Here is a 14,917-nt window from a genome sequence, read left to right as displayed (position 1 = left end):
GTCGTGGGAATGAAGATCCGATTCGGCGTCGGGATCGGCGCGAACGCCGACCCGGAGGAGCTGGCCGGGCTGGTGGACGGGCTGGAGCAGGCGGGCGTCGACTCGCTGTGGTTCTCCGAGCTGGTCTACTCACCGGCGGTGGACCCGGTCGTCGGGATGGCGTTCGCCCTGTCGCGGACGAAGAATCTGAAGGTCGGCACCTCGGTGGCGATCCTGCCGGGGCGGCACCCGGTCTTGGTCGGGAAGCAGCTCGCGTCGCTGGCGGCGCTCGCGCCGAAGCGCGTGCTGCCGGTGTTCGGCCTGCAACCGGCGGGTCCGGGGGAGCGCGACCTGTTCCCGGTCGCGGGCCGCCGCGGTGATGTCTTCGACGAATCGCTCGCCCTGCTGCGCGCCGTCCTGCGTTCGGACGATGTCGATTTCGACGGTGACTTCTTCACCGTGCGCGGTGCCGGTGTCGGCAGGCGGCCGGGACGGCCACTCGATATCTGGCTGGGCGGCCGCGCCCCCGCCGCCTTCCGCCGGATCGGCCGCTACGGCGACGGCTGGCTCGGCAGTTTCCTCACTCCCGCCGAGGCGGCCGCGGGCGTGAGCGCCATCAACCGGGAGGCCGCCGAGGTGGGGCGGGAGATCGAGCCCGACCACTTCGGCATCACCCTGCTCCTCGCCGAGGACGGCATCCCCGGCCCGCTGGCCGCGCGCATACGCGGCCGGCGCTCCGACACCGACCCCGCCGACGTCATCGCGAGCAGCTGGCCCGACCTGCACCGGCTCGTCGACGGGTACCTGGAGGCCGGGCTGACCAAGTTCGTCGTCGTCCCCGCGAGCGGCAAGCCGGTGGAGGGCTTCGTCGACCGTTTCGTCGCCGAACTCGGCCCCAGGGAGAACTGATCAGCCGCCGGTCAGCTCGGCGGGCACCACGGCTCGCCTGGCGCGGCGCGGGTACCGTACCGGATCCGTTCGTGGAATAGACGCCGGACGGAGTGGGGTTGCCCGGAGTATGGCCCGATTCGATCTCGGAAAGTTCGGTGTGTGGCGCGGGTATCGGGGGTTCAGCCCCGAGGATGCGCGGGAGCTGGAGTCGCTCGGGTTCGGGGCGCTGTGGCTGGGCGGGTCACCTCCGGCGGAGTTGCCGGGGGTGGAGTCGCTGCTGGAGGCGACGGACTCGCTGGTCGTGGGTACGAGCATCGTCAATATCTGGACGGCGGACGCGAAGGCGACGGCGGAGTCGTTCCACCGAATCGACCGGCGGTTTCCCGGCCGCTTCCTGCTCGGCATCGGCACCGGGCATCGGGAGGCGAACGGGGCCGAGGCGATCAAGCCGTACGACGCGCTGGCGAGGTATCTGGACGAGCTGGACGAGGCGGGGGTGCCGCGGGAGCGCAGGGCGCTGGCGGCGCTCGGCCCGCGGGTGCTGGAGCTGGCCGGGGACCGGTCGGCGGGCGCGCTGCCGTACCTGACCCCGCCGGAGCACACCCGCAATGCCCGCGCGGTGCTCGGGGCGAGCTCGCTGCTCGTCGCCGAGCAGAAGGTCGTCCTCGATCAGGATCCGGAGCGGGCGCGGGAGATCGCCAGGGGGCTGGTCCCGATGTATCTGGGCCTCACCAACTACCGGAACAACCTGCGCCGCCTGGGCTTCACCGAGGAGGACCTCGCCACGCCGGGCAGTGATCGGCTGATCGACGCGCTCGCGGTGCACGGCTCGGCCACCGAGGTCGCCGACGGTGTGCTGGCACACTTGGACGCGGGCGCCGACCACGTGGCGGTGCAGGTATTGAACGAGGACTACCTGGGCGCGCTGCGGGAACTGGCCGCCGTCCTGCCGAAGTAGCGGGTCAGCGCGGAACCGGGGCCACCGGCCCGCCGTACGGGATCGAGAGCGGCCCGACCGGCCGCGGGCACAGACGGCCGCATGCGGGCTGTGGAGGGGTTGCGCGCCCCTACCACATCCGCGTAAAGCCCTGTCGCCCTGAATTTTCGGTGCTTGTCCGGCAGATCGCGGCGTTGCTACCCTGAGTGCCTCGTGGGGAGGAGGCAGTTCTGGTATTCGTGGGGCGCACCGAGGTTCTGGAACTGATCGACCGGCTGGTCGAGGTGCCGCTGAACGATGCCGATGGCTCGACCAAACCCGTTCTGGTCCTGGAGGGGTGCGGCGGCTCGGGGCGTAGCGCGGTGCTCGGGCAGGCGCTCGCCACCTGGTGGCCGCCACCGCTGTCGGTCTGGCAGCGGCTCCGCGGCTCCTGGCGACGGTGCACCCCCACGGTGCTGATCCACCCCCTGGAACGACCGGTGACCGACAACAACCCGGCGCGGCCGGTGCTCGCATCGATCCTGCTCGGGCTCAGCCAGGAGATTCCGGGTTACGCCATCGCGCTGCCCCGGGTACTGGTCGCACAGATCGCCATCGGCGCGGACTTCACGGCGGTCCCCGACGGAATGCACCCCCAGCACCTGCGCACCCAGCTCAACCGCTACAAGGACCGCACGCTGCTGTTCGAGTTCATCCGCGGCCTCGCTTCGCTGGGCGGGGCCCAGGCGGCGAACCTTCAGGTGCCCGGCGCCGAGACCGTCACCTCCGCCGTGCTCGACCAGGCGGCCGAGGTGGTGATCGAGCGGCTGTCCCAGGGCAGGCTGCTCAACCGGATCAACTGGGGCGGCGCGGTGCCGTGGTTCGGGCACCAGGACCAGCAGCTGCACGCCAACGGCGAGCGCGTCCTGATCGAGCTGAGTCTCAAGGCCCGCAGCTCCGACCGCGCGATCCGGCGTGGCGTCGACGATGTGCTGATCGGGGCGCTCCTCGCCGACCTGCGGCACAGCGCCGCCAAGGTCCCCGGGCGGACGTCGAACGTGCTGCTGCTGCTCGATGACGGCGACGCGCCCGCCGCCGTCGCGTTCACCGAATCACTGCTGCGCGTGCGCCGCGCGCTGACCGCCACCGGCCGTAGGCTGCCCGATCCGCTGACGGTGATCACCACCAGCGCGGGCACTCTGTTCGAGGAGCTGGAGGGGCAGTTCGGCGCGCCCGCCGAATGGACCGAGCGGGTCGACCCGGCGCGGTTGACCGAGATCACCGCGCCCTGGCTCACCGTCCGCCTCGCCGACCTCCCCGAATCGGACGTCGCGATCATGGCCAAGGCCGTCGACCCGATCGACTACCTCGCCGTCGGGGCGGAGGTCCACCGGCTGACCGGGGGCCACCCCGCTGCCACCAGCTACCTGCTCGGCCGGTTGCAGGACGACCCCACCCTGCGCTCCCGGCTCGGCGACCTGCTGCGCAGCCCGGGCCCGCGACGCGGGGACACGGTCGAAGCGCACCTGCTGCGCGGATTCGTCGGCGCACTGGACTCGAACTCCGAGACCCAGGATCTGCTGGCCGAGGGTCTGATCACCGCGGCGGCCGCGCGGAACCGGGGCGAGGCGCGCGGTGTCGTCACCCGGCTGCACGGCGGGATCGCGGCCGATTCACCGCTGTTCACCTCGCGCACCCTGTGGCAGGGAGCGGAGGACGAGGCCGAGCTGCCCGCCCTGGTGCGCCTGCTCGGGAAGCGCCTGCTGGCCGCGCGCACCGAGGGCCCCGGCTGGGAGTCGGTGCTGAGCGGTCTCGCCGAGGCGGTGCCGCAGGACGACCGGACCGGCCGGCTCTACTACCGCAGGCTGCTGCACGGGCGCGCGGACACCGTCGCCGCGCTCGCGGAGCTACTGCCGCAGCTGCCCGGTGCGGAGTGGCTGGAGACCTTCGACGCGATCGTCGCCACGACCGACCCGCTCGACCGCGACCGCGACCTGGTCGACGGCCCCGGCGACGACCACCCCGACCTCGCCGCGCACATCGCCATGCTGATCGCCGTCGTCCCCACCGTCGACGCCGCGATCCGATCGGTGAACCGGGATCGCGAAGCGACCCTGTGCATGCGGGCCGCCGGCAGCTGGGAACGGCTGGCGGCCGACGCGCGCGGCGGCGACCCGTTCTTGCTGCGTGCCGCGCGATACCGCGCCCGCGCGTCCCGATTCCACTGACATCCGGCTCGAGGAGACCCCGTGGCACACCGTTACCGGCTGGGCATCGTTCCCCGGCGGACCCGCCCGGCGCCGCATTCGTGGACCGACTGGGTGCGGCTGACGCTGGTCGTCGTGCTGGTGGCGGGCGCGGTCACCGGCTTCTTCACCCGGGAGTGGCGGCAGCGCATGTTCACCTGCAACGAGGGCGGCCCGAGCGCCGAGGCGTGGCGGGTGGGTGACCGGTGTATCGGACTGTCCGACGGCCCCTACGCCTTCGAGCTCGACCGGTTCGGTGCGGTCATGCGCGTGATCGACGCGCAGAACCGGACGGCGGGAGATGACTGCGCCGCGGAGCCGGTCACCGTCGGCGTGCTGCTCACCATGTCCGACCCGCTGGCCGGGAGCCGGGCGGTGCACGAGCTGGAGGGCATGGCGGCGGGCCAGCGGCGCACCAACACCGAAGCCTGCCATCGCCCGATCAGGCTGTTGGTCGGGCAGCTCGGCGACTACGACGGCGACGGTGATCCCGTGGCGGTGGCCGCAGCGATGGCCGCGCGCGAGGACGTGGTCGCGGTCGCGGGCATCGGCCTGAGCCACCACGCCACCGCCGAGATCGCGAACCTGCTGGCGGCGGCGAAGATCCCGATGGTCTCCGACGTGGTGACCGCCGAGGGGTTCGACCAGGACGGCTCGCAGAACGATGACCCGGATTTCGAACGGTGCGACCGCTCCTACGCCGACGGCATCGGCCGGGACTACTACTATCGCATCGGTTTCCGGGTCGCGGTCCAGGTCGAGCGGATCGGCGCGACCGTGCCGCGGCCGGATTTCGTCATGGTGCCCGTCGGCGGCTCGGACCCGTACACCTGCACCACCCTGCCGCTGCTGCAGCGGAGATACGGCGGCGGCCTGGCCGAGGTCAAGTTCGACACCACGGAGCCGAGCACCGTCCTGCAGACCGCCCGCCGCGTCTGCGCCCAGCGCGGCAAGGTGGTGGTCGCCTATATCGCCCGCGGGCACGATCTCGGCAGGCTGCTCACCAGCCTCGACGACGAGTACGCGCGGGGGCAGTGCGTGGCCGATTCGATCACCGTGATCAGCACCTCGGACGGCAACCGCCTGCGCACCGCCGAGATCGACCCGGCCCTGGAGCACCTGCGGGTGGCGGGGCTCGGCTCGCGCAGCTTCACCGAGGGCCGGGTCCGGGTGCTGTTCACCCTCGTCGCGGGCACGGAGGGGCCGCGACCCGGTGACGGGAGTTGGGAGGATTTCAACAGTGCCTTCACCGGCGCCGGCTTCGATCCGGACCACATCGGCGACGGCTGGGCGATCAACGCCTACGACGCGGTCCTCACCATCGGGCAAGCGCTGCGGGAGGTGCCCACCACCGAACCGGTCCGGCGCGGCGAGATCAACAGTGTGATCAGCGGATTCTCCGGCGGGGTCTCGGCGGTGCCCGGCGCTGGCGGGCCGATCGCGTTCGACCCCAGCGGCAACCGCACCGATATCGAGCCGAGCGTTGTCCGCCTGTGCCCGCGGCCGGCGGGGACGTCGCCGGACGCGCTGTCGCACGGCAGCTCCTCGACCGTGCCCGTGCCGCCCGGGGCTCAGGAGCCACCCGGCTGCCCGCCCGGCGCCTGACCGGGAGTCCGTGGCCGTCCAGCTCGACCGTCAGGTCGCCGAGCCACCGCCCGAGGAGCTCGAGGGGTGGGCGGTCGGCTCAGTGCCGGGGCAGCCCGAGGACGCGCTGGGCGATGATGCTGCGCTGGATCTCCGACGTCCCCCCGGCGATGGTGTGCGCGAAGGTGCGCGTATAGCGCTCGAACCAGCCGCTCGCGAAGTGGCCGATGGTGTGGGCGCCGGGCGGTGCGCTGAGCGCGGGGTGCGCCAGGCCTGCCGCGCCGCGGCTCGCCAGCGCCTGTTCGGTTCCGGCCTGGACCGCTTCGGAGCCCATGACCTTGAGCACCGAGAGCGCGGCGACGTCCGGTTCCCCGCGGGCGGCGCGGGCCAGCGCGGCGGAGCCGAGGAGTTTCAGGGCGTGCAGGTCCATGACGCTGGTGGCGTAGGCATCCCGGTCGTGCTCGGTGTGCGGGGTGAAGTCGCGGAGCAGGTCGGCGAGGCGGTCGGCGTGGCTGAGCCACAGCAGGTTCCGCTCGTGGCCGAGGGAGCCGTTGGCGACGGCCCAGCCGCCGTTCTCCGGGCCGACCCGGTTCGCCACCGGCACCCGCACGTCCTCGAAGTACACCTCGTTGAAGTCGAGGTCGTCGCGGGCGCAGATGGAGGGGAAGGGGCGGCGGGTCACCCCCGGCGTGGCCGTGGGCACGAGCAGGACGCTGATGCCCTTGTGTTTCGGCGCGTCCGGGTCGGTGCGGACGAAGGTGAGCAGCACGTCGGCGTCGTGGGCGCCGGAGGTCCAGACCTTCTGGCCGTTCACCACGTAGTGGTCGCCGTCGCGCACCGCGCGGGTGCGCAGCCCGGCCAGGTCCGAGCCCGCGCCGGGCTCGCTCATGCCGAGCGACGCGGTCAGCTCGGCGCGCAGGATGGGGACCGCCCAGCGCTGCTTCTGCTCCTCGGTGCCGAACGACAGCAGCGAGGCGGCGATGATGCCGACACCCTGCGGGTTGAACGAGTGGTAGATCCGCCGCCGGGACAGCTCCTCGAGGTGCACGTACTGCTGGAGAACCGTGGCGTCGCGCCCGCCGAACTCGGGCGGGTTGGCGGGGAGCAGCCATCCGCTGTCGAAGAGCAGCCGCTGCCACTCCCGCGCCCAGTCCGGCACGTCCGCGCTGGACTTCGACGGCCGCCCGGCCTCGGGTAGGTGCCGGTCCAGGAACGCGACGAACTCGGCGCGGAACTCCTCGACCTCGGGTCCGAACGACAACTGCACGACGTCTCCTCTAGATGCCGGATACGGATTTGCCGGTCAGGTAGCCGGCCAGCCCCTCCCGGCCGAACTCGCGGCCGATTCCGCTCGCCTTCACACCGCCGAAGGGCGCGACCGGGTCCATGCTGTAGGCGGCATTGATGCCGACGGTGCCGCTGCGGATCCGCCGCGCCACCGCGAGGGCGCGGTCCGGGTCGGCGGACCAGACCGAGCCGGAGAGGCCGTACTCGGTGGCGTCGGCGAGCGCTACCGCGTCGTCGTCGCCGTCGTGCGCGAGCACGGTGATCACCGGGCCGAAGATCTCCTCCCGAGCGATTCGCATGTCCGGCGACACCTCGGCGAACAGGGTCGGGCGGACGTACCAGCCGCGCTCGCAGCCGGGCGGCCGCCCGGGCCCGCCGACCACCGCCCGCGCCCCCTCGCGGAGACCGGTCTCGAGGTAGCCGTGCACCCGATCGCGCTGCCGGGCGGAGACCAGCGGGCCGATATCGGTGGCCTCGTCGGCCGGGTTGCCCACCCGCAGTCTCCACACCATCTCGCTCAGCGCCTCGACGTGCTCGCGATAGCGGCTGCGCGGCACCAGGATGCGGGTCTGGGCGACACAGGCCTGCCCGCCGTTCATGAGCGCGGCCACCTGGGCGCCGGTGGCGACCTGCGCGGGGTCGGCGTCGTCCAGTACCACCGCGGCGGATTTGCCGCCCAGTTCCAGGCTGAACTTTCGCAGGGCGGGGGCGCAGGCAGCGGCGACCTGCCGACCGGCGGCGGTGGAGCCGGTGAAGGAGACCTTGTCCACGCCGGGGTGCGCGACCAGGTGGGCGCCGAGCGCGGCGTCGCCGGGCAGGATGGAGACCACGCCGGGCGGAATCCGGCTCTCGGAGAGCAGCTCTGCCATGAGGTAGGCGTCCAGCGGCGTCTCCGGCGACGGCTTGAGCACGACGCTGCACCCCGCGAGCAGCGCCGGGATCAGCTTGGCGACGGTGAGGAACACCGGCATGTTCCAGGGCACGACGGCCGCGACCACCCCGACCGGTTCGTGGGTCACCAGGACATCCGCGCCGAGGTAGCCGGGGCGGGTCTCCTCCCAGGGGAAGTCCGCCGCCACGTCGGCCAGCGCCCGCATCATGACGCCGGGCAGTTTCGCGTGCGCGGAGCGGGCGAAGCGGGCGGGCGCACCCATCTCCGCGGTGACCAGTCCGGCGATCTCCGGCTCCCGGGCGGTGTACCGCTCGGCCAGGTCGCGGATCGCGGCCACCCGCTCGGCGACCGGTGTGCGCCGCCACGGGCCGCGGTCGAAGGATTCGCGGGCGAGCAGAACCGCGGCGTCGACATCGGCGGCGGTCGGCGCGGCGACCCGGGCGATCACCGCCTCGGTGTGCGGTGAAACGACCTCGATGACGCCGTGGCCGGTGGGCGGCTGCCACCGCCCGCCGATGTAGAGCCGATGGTGGAAGGGCTCGGCATCCTGCTGACCGGAGCGCGCCTGCTGCCCGGGGTGCGCGGGCTGTGGCGGTGGCACGGCCATGTCAGGGCCGGAGGGACGCGATGTCGCGGAGCAGGCGGACGGTCGGCGGCGGGTCGGTCCGCAACCCGACCGGCGGCGACATCTGTCCGGAGCGCGACGCTTCCCCCAACCCGGCGCGCACCGCGTCCAGATCGTCGGCCTCGATCTCGTAGAGCGCGATGAAACTGTCCTCGCCGACCACGGCGAGCCTGCGCGCGGCGACCACACCGTCCAGCTTGCACATCTCGGCCAGGTGCGTGTTCTCGTACCACTCGTGGTAGGCGGCGGCCTCGTCCGCGGACTTCGGGCTGGACTCGACGAAGAGGATTCCGGTCGGCATGGTGACTCCTGTCAGGCGGTGGTGTTCTTGTGCACCACGCCGCCCTTCATGACGAAGGCGACGTGTTCGGTGCGGGTGATGTCCACGGTCGGGTCGCCGGGCACGGCGATGATGTCGGCGAGCAGCCCGGGTTCCAGCCGCCCGCGGTCGGTGACGCCGAGCAGCTCGGCGCTCACCACGGTCGCCGCGCGCAGCGCCTGCGCCGGGGTCATGCCGCGGTCGACCAGCGCCCACAGCTCCTTGGCGTTCGAGCCGTGCGGGACGGCGGGCGCGTCGGTGCCGCAGGCGATCTTCACCCCGGCCGCGATCGCCTTCCCGAGCATCCGCCTGGCCTGCGGGAAGACCACGGCGGCCTTCTCCTGCAACGCGGGCGGCGCCTTCGACACGTCCAGCCCCTCGGAGAGGTAACTGGTCGGCACCAGGAACGTGCCGTGCTCGACCATCATGGCGATGGTGTCGTCACCGGCCAGCGAGCCGTGCTCGATGCAGTCCACGCCCGCGCGGATGCAGGCCCGGATCCCGGCGTCGCCGTGCGCGTGCGCGGCCACGTGCAGCCCGGCCCGGTGCGCCTCGTCGACGATGGCGGCCAGCTCCTCGTCGGAGTACTGCTGGATGCCGGGCGCGGTGCTGTGCGACATCACCCCGCCGGAGGCCGACACCTTGATGAGCTGCGCCCCGTACTTGATCTGGTAGCGCACCGCGTGCCGCACCTGGTCGACGCCGTTGGCGATCCCCTCCTCGACCGCGAGCGGCATGATGTGCGGGGCCAGCCGCTGGAACATGGTGGGGTCGAGGTGCCCGCCGGTCGGGGTGATGGCGTGGCCCGCGGAGTGGATGCGCGGGCCGGGGAACCAGCCCTGTTCGATGGCCCGGTGCAGGTCGACATCGAGCAGGTAGCCACCGGTCTTCACCATCAACCCCAGGTTGCGGACCGTGGTGAACCCGGCTTCGAGGGTGACGCGGGCGTTCACGGTCGCGCGCAGCGTCCGGTAGACCGGGTCGTCCTGCACGCCGTGCATGGGCAGCGGCAGCCCGGTCGGGGTCTCCGGGCCGCCGATGAGCAGGTTGATCTCCATGTCCATCAGCCCCGGCAGCAGCGTGACGTCGCCGAGGTCGTGCACCACCGCCCCGTCCGGGACCACCTCGGGGTCCACCGCCGCGATGTGCTCGCCGTCCACCGTGATGACGGCAGGGGAGTGCACCTCCCCGGACTCGACGTCCACCCAGCGGGCGGCGCGCAGGACGACGGTCACGGCCGCGGCTCCAGCACGCAGTGCAGCGCGGCCGAACCGGAGTCCGGCACCCGGGGTTGGCTCCACACCTCCACCGGGAAGGAGACCATGATCATCGAGTGCAGCAGCCACATCAGCCTGCGGCCGTCCTCGGGCAGGTCGTCCAGGGTGTACCGGTCGAGGTGGGTCAGGGCCGCCTCGGCGCGCGGGGTGATGGCGTCGTAGAAGGCCTGCATCTCGGCCATCGAACTGGCCATCCGGCGGTCGTAGCGCTCGGGTTCGGTGGCCAGGGACCAGGTTTCGGCGAACGGCTCCAGGTCGGCGAACTCGGCGGGCAGCAGCGCGCTCATCGGACCGCCTCGCTCCGGTACTCGCCGACCCACTCGCCCGCGACCTTGTGCAGGTGCCGCAGCAGGATCTCCTGGTCGTTCAGCGGGAAGCGCCGCACGGCCCGGGATTCCAGCGAGATCTGGGTGGCCTCCAGGGTGTTGGAGTCCTGCAGCGCGTACTCCTTGAAGGTCACCGCGGCCATCTCCAGCGCGACCCGCTCGCGCGGGGTCTTCGCCGGGACGAAGTACAGGTTGCCCTCGAAGATGTGCCGGTTGTAGGCGGTCGGCCAGTAGTGGTAGGTCAGGTACCAGCCGGCCGACCAGATCAGGATGGTGAAGTTCGGGAAGAGCTGGAACGAGTCCAACCCCCACGGATCGCACTTCGCCGGGTTCAGCCCGCTCGGCATCTCGCCGAGCTCCGGCTGGTCCCACGGGCCGAAGAGCCCGCTGCGGGTGATGTCCTCCATCGGCTTGCGCATGCTCGGGTCGAGTTCCCAGGTCACCACGCCGGAGGTGCTGACCAGCCGGTGCGGGCCGTCCAGCTGGTAGTGCGGCGCCTCGAAACCGGCCTGCTGGGCGGCGGTGGCGTAGTTGTCCGGCGACTGCGTCGCGTGCAGGACGGGGGCGTGGTAGAACTCCTGGAACGCGTCCATGTAGAGCTTCCAGTTGGCGCCCACCTCGGCCCGGTAGGTGAAGCGGTCGGTCATCCGGTCGAAGGGGTAGCCCTCCAGGTCGGTGACCATCGGGCCGAGGAACTCGCGCAGCGTCTGCGCCGGTTCGGGGGCCAGGTTGACGAAGATGAAACCGGCCCAGACCTCGCAGTGCACCGGGGCCAATCCGTAGGCGCTCTTGTCCAGGTCGAAGAACTCGCCCTCCTGCTGGACGAAGTTCAGCGCGCCGTCCAGGCCGTAGCGCCAGCCGTGGTACTTGCAGGTGAACTGGCGGCAGGTGCCCTTGGTCTCTTCGCGCGGGAACTCGTTCCACACCAGCTTGTTCCCGCGGTGGCGGCACACATTGTGGAAGGCGCGGACCTGCCTGTCCCGGTCGCGCACGATGATCACCGAGGAGCGGGCGGCGTCGATCTCCCTGGTGTAGTAGCTGCCCACCTTCGGCAGCTGCTCCACCCGGCCGACATTGAGCCAGGCCCGCTCGAAGATGGCCTTGCGCTCGAGCTCGTAGAACTCCGGGGAGATGGAGTCCTCGTAGGACATGGGGTCGGTGCCGAGGTCGGGGTAGTGCTCGGTCCAGCTGCCCTCGGGGGGCTTGGGCCAACGCGGCATGGTCGTACTCCTCACTGGATGGGTTCGTCGCCGAGCACGGTGGTGCGCAACATCTCGCGCGGCGACCCGGCGTCGTAGGGGGCGGCCCGGTGGATGACGCCGCGGTTGTCCCAGATGACCGTGTCGCCGACGGTCCACTCGTGCCGGTACACCCGCTCCGGCGCGGTGCTGCGGGCCAGCAGCCCGTCGAGCAGGCTCCGGCTCCGCTCGGCGTCCAGCCCGACCACCGCGCCCGCCGAGGCGCCGAGCACCAGCGAGCGGCGCCCGGAGCGGTGCGTCCAGACGATCGGGTGCTCGCGCACCGGGCGGCGGCGCCAGGCCGCGAGCTGCTCCGGGGTGGGGTCGGGGGTGATGCGGCGCTGCGATGCCTCCAGCGAGTGCACCACCCGCAGCCCGGCCAGGTGCTCCCGCTCGGCGGGGTCGAGGTCGTCGTAGGCCGAGTAGGTGCTGGCGAACTCGGTCTCGCCGCCGGACTCGGCCACCGCCTTCGCCGAGAGCATGGTCGCCATCTGCGGGTAGGCGTCGTCCTCGGGGGTGCAGCCGTCGATGTGCCAGTCGAAGGTGGCCCGCAGGTAGCTCGCCGAGGAGTTCTTGGCGGTGTCCAGGCTGACCCGGTAGATCCCCGCGACCGGGTGGTGGCCGGGGGAGGTGTCGATCTCGCCGAGCGTGCGGCAGAACGCCACCTGGGTCTCCGGGTCCAGGTGCAGGCCGCGGAAGACCAGCACCCCGTTGTCCTCCAGCGCCTGCCGGATCGCGGCGGGCACGCCGGGGTCACCGAGCAGCCGCTCCGGGGTGATCCCGGTGATCTCGGCGCCGACCTCGCGGCCCAGCTTCTCGACGGTCAATGTCGTCATCGTGGTCTCCGTTCACGGGGTCGGCTCGCCGACCCGGTCCAGATAGGCGTCGGCGCTGTCCACCGGGGCGGGCTGGGCGAAGATCTCCACCGCCATCGCGGCCTGGACCAGCGAATAGATCAGGTGCAGCAGGTTCAGCGCGTCCTCGGGCAGGTCGTCGAGCGGGAACTTGTCGCAGTAGACGATGGCGTCGTCCAGCCGCGGGAAGAAGGCGTCGTGGAAGTCGGTCAGCTCGGCCATCGAGCTCGCCAGGCGCTTGTGCCAGCGCTCCGACTCGGTGGGCAGGCACCAGATCGGCGCGAAGCGCTCGAACTCGGCGAAGGCAGGCGGCAGCATGGTCATCGCGCGGCCCCCGCGCCGTGGAACGCGCCGACCCAGTCCGCGACCGCCCGGTGGAAGTGCCGCACCAGGATCTCCTGGTCGTTGACCGGGTAGTCGGTGATCCCCGCGGTGCGGTACGCCTGCTCGAGCGCGGTCTGGGTGCCGGTGAGCATCCCCGCGTCCTGCAGCGCGAACTCCTTGAAGACCACCGAGGAGACCTCGTGCTCGATCCGCTTGCGCACCGAGTCGGCGGGCTGGTAGCAGAGCGTGGCCTCGAAGGTGTGCGTGTTGTACGACGTCGGCCAGTAGCGGTAGATCAGGTACCAGCCGCGGTAGAAGAGGATCTCGACATTCGGGAAGATCTGGAAGTTGTCGATGCCCCACGGCTGCACCCGGCCCGGGTTGATGCCCGGCGGCAGCTCGCCGATGTCCGGCGACTCCCACGGGCCGACCAGGCCGCTGCGGGTGACCCGCTCGATCGGGTACATGAACTCCGGCGGCAGCGTCCAGCGCCGGGCGCCGCCGGTGCTCACCATGCGGTGCGGGCCGTCGAGTTGGTAGTGCGCGCAGGTGAACCCGGTGTCCGGCTTGCGCACCGCGCCCGGCACCTGCTGCGAGTGCAGCCCCGGCACGTGGTAGTACTCCTGGAAGGCGTCGGCGAAGAGCTTCCAGTTGCTCGCGTTCTCGGCCGTGAAGTCGTACCGCTCGGTCATCCGGTCGAAGGGGTAGTCCGCCAGCGCGCCGACCATGGGGCCGAGGAACTCGGTCAGGGTCTGCGGCGGTTCCGGCGCCAGGTTCACGAAGACGAACCCGGCCCAGATCTCGCAGTGCACCGGCACCAGCCCGAACTCGCCCCGGTCCAGGCCGAAGAACTCGCCCTCCTGCTGGACGAAGTTCAATCCGCCGTCCAGGCCGTAGCGCCAGCCGTGGTACTTGCAGGTGAACTGGCGGCAGGTGCCCTTGACCTCCGCGCGCGGGAACTCGGTCCACACCAGCTTGTTCCCGCGGTGGCGGCAGACATTGTGGAACGCCCTGACCCCCTGGTCGCGCCCGCGCACCACCAGGATCGAGGTGCGCGCGACGGCGATCTCCTTGGTGAAGTAGCTGCCCACGCGCGGCAGCTGCTCCACCCGGCCGATATTCAGCCAGGCGCGTTCGAAGATCGCGGTGCGCTCCAGCTCGTAGAACTCGGGGGAGACCGAGTCCTCGAAGGACATCGGGCCGGTGCCGAGGTCCGGATAGTGCTCGGTCCAGCTGCCCGCCGCGGGCTTGGGCCAGTCGGTCATCGCGGTACTCCTTGGTCGGGTCAGATGACGGTGCCGCCGTTGACGCCGACCACCTGGCCGGTGATGTAGCGGGCGTCGTCGGAGCAGAGGAATGCGCAGGCCGCGGCGATGTCGTCGCCGGTGCCGAGGAAGCCGACCGGGATGGCGTTCGCCATGGTGGCGCTGTCCGGCAGATGCCCCGCGGCCTGCGACGAGCGCGACATCGGGGTGTCGATGCCGGACGGCGGAATGGTGTTCACCGTGATGCCGCGCGCGGCGTACTCGCGGGCGAGCCCCTTGGTCATGGCGATCACCGCGCCCTTGGAGGCGGTGTAGTGCACCATGCCGGGCGAGCCGCGCTGCGCGCTGGAGGAGGAGATGGTGACGATCCGGCCCCAGCTACGGGCCAGCATGTCCGGCAGCACCGCCTGCACGCAGTGGAACGTCCCGGTCAGGTTCACCGCGAGCACCCGGTTCCAGGAATCGAGCGAGATCTCGGTGAAGGGCTGGAAGGCGACGAGCCCGGCGCTGGTGACCAGGATGTCCACCGGGCCGTAGGCGTCGCGGGTCGCGGCCAGCGCGGCGTCGACGGCGCCCCGGTCGGTGACGTCGGCGGCGAAACCCGTTGCGGTGTCGCCCTTGTCGCGGATCTCGGCGGCGGCGCGCTCGGCGCCCGCGCCGTCCAGGTCGAGGATGGCCACCCGGTCGCCGCGGGCGGCGAGCCGCCGGGCGATGGCCAGCCCCATGCCGGAGGCGCCGCCGGTGACCACGGCGGTGTGCGGGAGAGGCATCGGCAGGCTCCTGATCGCCGGTCCGGGAGCGAGCGCCCCTGCGGAAGTTTGAGCACCCGGTTAATTTGATCGGGTGGTTAAAGTTATAGGGTTGGCCGGAGCGGGATGTCAAGGGCCGACGGAG

At 71.8% G+C, this 14,917-nt stretch carries 14 protein-coding genes; 4 read left to right on the top strand and 10 right to left on the bottom strand.

Features of this window, described 5'->3' with window-relative positions:
• The first annotated feature begins 9 nt into the window (after positions 1-9).
• From ACFUUZ_RS18265 to ACFUUZ_RS18250, 4 genes are all read left to right on the top strand, one after another.
• Positions 10-888: a TIGR03854 family LLM class F420-dependent oxidoreductase gene (locus ACFUUZ_RS18265; RefSeq protein WP_378697591.1), complete on the top strand. Its 879-nt coding sequence runs from the start codon at positions 10-12 to the stop codon at positions 886-888.
• A 109-nt stretch (positions 889-997) separates the two neighbouring features.
• Entirely contained in the window at positions 998-1,828 is an 831-nt protein-coding gene (locus tag ACFUUZ_RS18260; RefSeq protein ID WP_378697589.1) for an LLM class F420-dependent oxidoreductase, read from the top strand.
• A gap of 218 nt (positions 1,829-2,046) precedes the next feature.
• Complete coding sequence (locus ACFUUZ_RS18255; RefSeq protein ID WP_378697587.1) at positions 2,047-4,014, top strand: hypothetical protein; 1,968 nt, start codon at positions 2,047-2,049, stop codon at positions 4,012-4,014.
• A 21-nt stretch (positions 4,015-4,035) separates the two neighbouring features.
• Positions 4,036-5,637 carry an ABC transporter substrate-binding protein gene (locus tag ACFUUZ_RS18250; RefSeq protein WP_378697585.1) on the top strand — a complete coding sequence of 534 codons (1,602 nt, stop codon included), beginning with the start codon at positions 4,036-4,038 and terminating at the stop codon, positions 5,635-5,637.
• A 79-nt stretch (positions 5,638-5,716) separates the two neighbouring features.
• Here the strand turns inward: ACFUUZ_RS18250 and ACFUUZ_RS18245 are convergent, their stop codons facing one another.
• The 10 genes from ACFUUZ_RS18245 to ACFUUZ_RS18200 are packed head-to-tail and all read right to left on the bottom strand — an operon-like array spanning position 5,717 to position 14,793.
• Complete coding sequence (locus ACFUUZ_RS18245; protein ID WP_378697582.1) at positions 5,717-6,883, bottom strand: acyl-CoA dehydrogenase family protein; 1,167 nt, start codon at positions 6,881-6,883, stop codon at positions 5,717-5,719.
• A 10-nt stretch (positions 6,884-6,893) separates the two neighbouring features.
• Positions 6,894-8,402, bottom strand: a complete 1,509-nt coding sequence (locus ACFUUZ_RS18240; protein ID WP_378697580.1) for an aldehyde dehydrogenase — start codon at positions 8,400-8,402, stop codon at positions 6,894-6,896.
• A 1-nt stretch (position 8,403) separates the two neighbouring features.
• Positions 8,404-8,721, bottom strand: a complete 318-nt coding sequence (locus ACFUUZ_RS18235) for a hypothetical protein (RefSeq protein WP_378697578.1) — start codon at positions 8,719-8,721, stop codon at positions 8,404-8,406.
• A gap of 11 nt (positions 8,722-8,732) precedes the next feature.
• A complete protein-coding gene (locus tag ACFUUZ_RS18230) occupies positions 8,733-9,974 on the bottom strand; it encodes an amidohydrolase family protein (RefSeq protein WP_378697576.1) in 1,242 nt (413 codons plus the stop codon).
• Positions 9,971-10,303, bottom strand: coding sequence for a hypothetical protein (locus tag ACFUUZ_RS18225; protein ID WP_378697574.1), 333 nt, complete (start codon positions 10,301-10,303; stop codon positions 9,971-9,973). The genes ACFUUZ_RS18230 and ACFUUZ_RS18225 overlap by 4 nt, the downstream gene beginning before the upstream one ends.
• Positions 10,300-11,562, bottom strand: coding sequence for an SRPBCC family protein (locus ACFUUZ_RS18220; protein ID WP_378697572.1), 1,263 nt, complete (start codon positions 11,560-11,562; stop codon positions 10,300-10,302). The genes ACFUUZ_RS18225 and ACFUUZ_RS18220 overlap by 4 nt, the downstream gene beginning before the upstream one ends.
• A gap of 11 nt (positions 11,563-11,573) precedes the next feature.
• Positions 11,574-12,416, bottom strand: a complete 843-nt coding sequence (locus tag ACFUUZ_RS18215) for a TauD/TfdA dioxygenase family protein (RefSeq protein WP_378697570.1) — start codon at positions 12,414-12,416, stop codon at positions 11,574-11,576.
• Positions 12,417-12,428: 12 nt separating this feature from the next.
• On the bottom strand, positions 12,429-12,758 hold the full coding sequence (locus ACFUUZ_RS18210; RefSeq protein WP_378697568.1) for a hypothetical protein: 330 nt from the start codon (positions 12,756-12,758) through the stop codon (positions 12,429-12,431).
• Positions 12,755-14,023 (bottom strand): SRPBCC family protein, encoded by a 1,269-nt coding sequence (locus ACFUUZ_RS18205; RefSeq protein WP_378697566.1) that lies wholly within the window; start codon positions 14,021-14,023, stop codon positions 12,755-12,757. Before ACFUUZ_RS18205 ends, ACFUUZ_RS18210 begins: the two co-directional genes overlap by 4 nt.
• A 20-nt stretch (positions 14,024-14,043) precedes the next feature.
• Positions 14,044-14,793: an SDR family NAD(P)-dependent oxidoreductase gene (locus ACFUUZ_RS18200; protein WP_378697564.1), complete on the bottom strand. Its 750-nt coding sequence runs from the start codon at positions 14,791-14,793 to the stop codon at positions 14,044-14,046.
• Positions 14,794-14,917 lie beyond the last annotated feature (124 nt).

The organism is Nocardia sp. NPDC057353 (assembly GCF_042667085.1).
Classification (GTDB): domain Bacteria; phylum Actinomycetota; class Actinomycetes; order Mycobacteriales; family Mycobacteriaceae; genus Nocardia.
This window is presented reverse-complemented; position numbering and strand designations above follow the sequence as displayed.

Coding starts and splice junctions, on each gene's coding strand:
- ACFUUZ_RS18265 (WP_378697591.1), top strand. CDS start 10: ATGAAGATCCGATTCGGCGTCGGGATCGGCGCGAACGCCGACCCGGAG.
- ACFUUZ_RS18260 (WP_378697589.1), top strand. CDS start 998: ATGGCCCGATTCGATCTCGGAAAGTTCGGTGTGTGGCGCGGGTATCGG.
- ACFUUZ_RS18240 (WP_378697580.1), bottom strand. CDS start 8,402: ATGGCCGTGCCACCGCCACAGCCCGCGCACCCCGGGCAGCAGGCGCGC.
- ACFUUZ_RS18235 (WP_378697578.1), bottom strand. CDS start 8,721: ATGCCGACCGGAATCCTCTTCGTCGAGTCCAGCCCGAAGTCCGCGGAC.
- ACFUUZ_RS18225 (WP_378697574.1), bottom strand. CDS start 10,303: ATGAGCGCGCTGCTGCCCGCCGAGTTCGCCGACCTGGAGCCGTTCGCC.
- ACFUUZ_RS18220 (WP_378697572.1), bottom strand. CDS start 11,562: ATGCCGCGTTGGCCCAAGCCCCCCGAGGGCAGCTGGACCGAGCACTAC.
- ACFUUZ_RS18215 (WP_378697570.1), bottom strand. CDS start 12,416: ATGACGACATTGACCGTCGAGAAGCTGGGCCGCGAGGTCGGCGCCGAG.
- ACFUUZ_RS18210 (WP_378697568.1), bottom strand. CDS start 12,758: ATGACCATGCTGCCGCCTGCCTTCGCCGAGTTCGAGCGCTTCGCGCCG.
- ACFUUZ_RS18205 (WP_378697566.1), bottom strand. CDS start 14,023: ATGACCGACTGGCCCAAGCCCGCGGCGGGCAGCTGGACCGAGCACTAT.
- ACFUUZ_RS18200 (WP_378697564.1), bottom strand. CDS start 14,793: ATGCCTCTCCCGCACACCGCCGTGGTCACCGGCGGCGCCTCCGGCATG.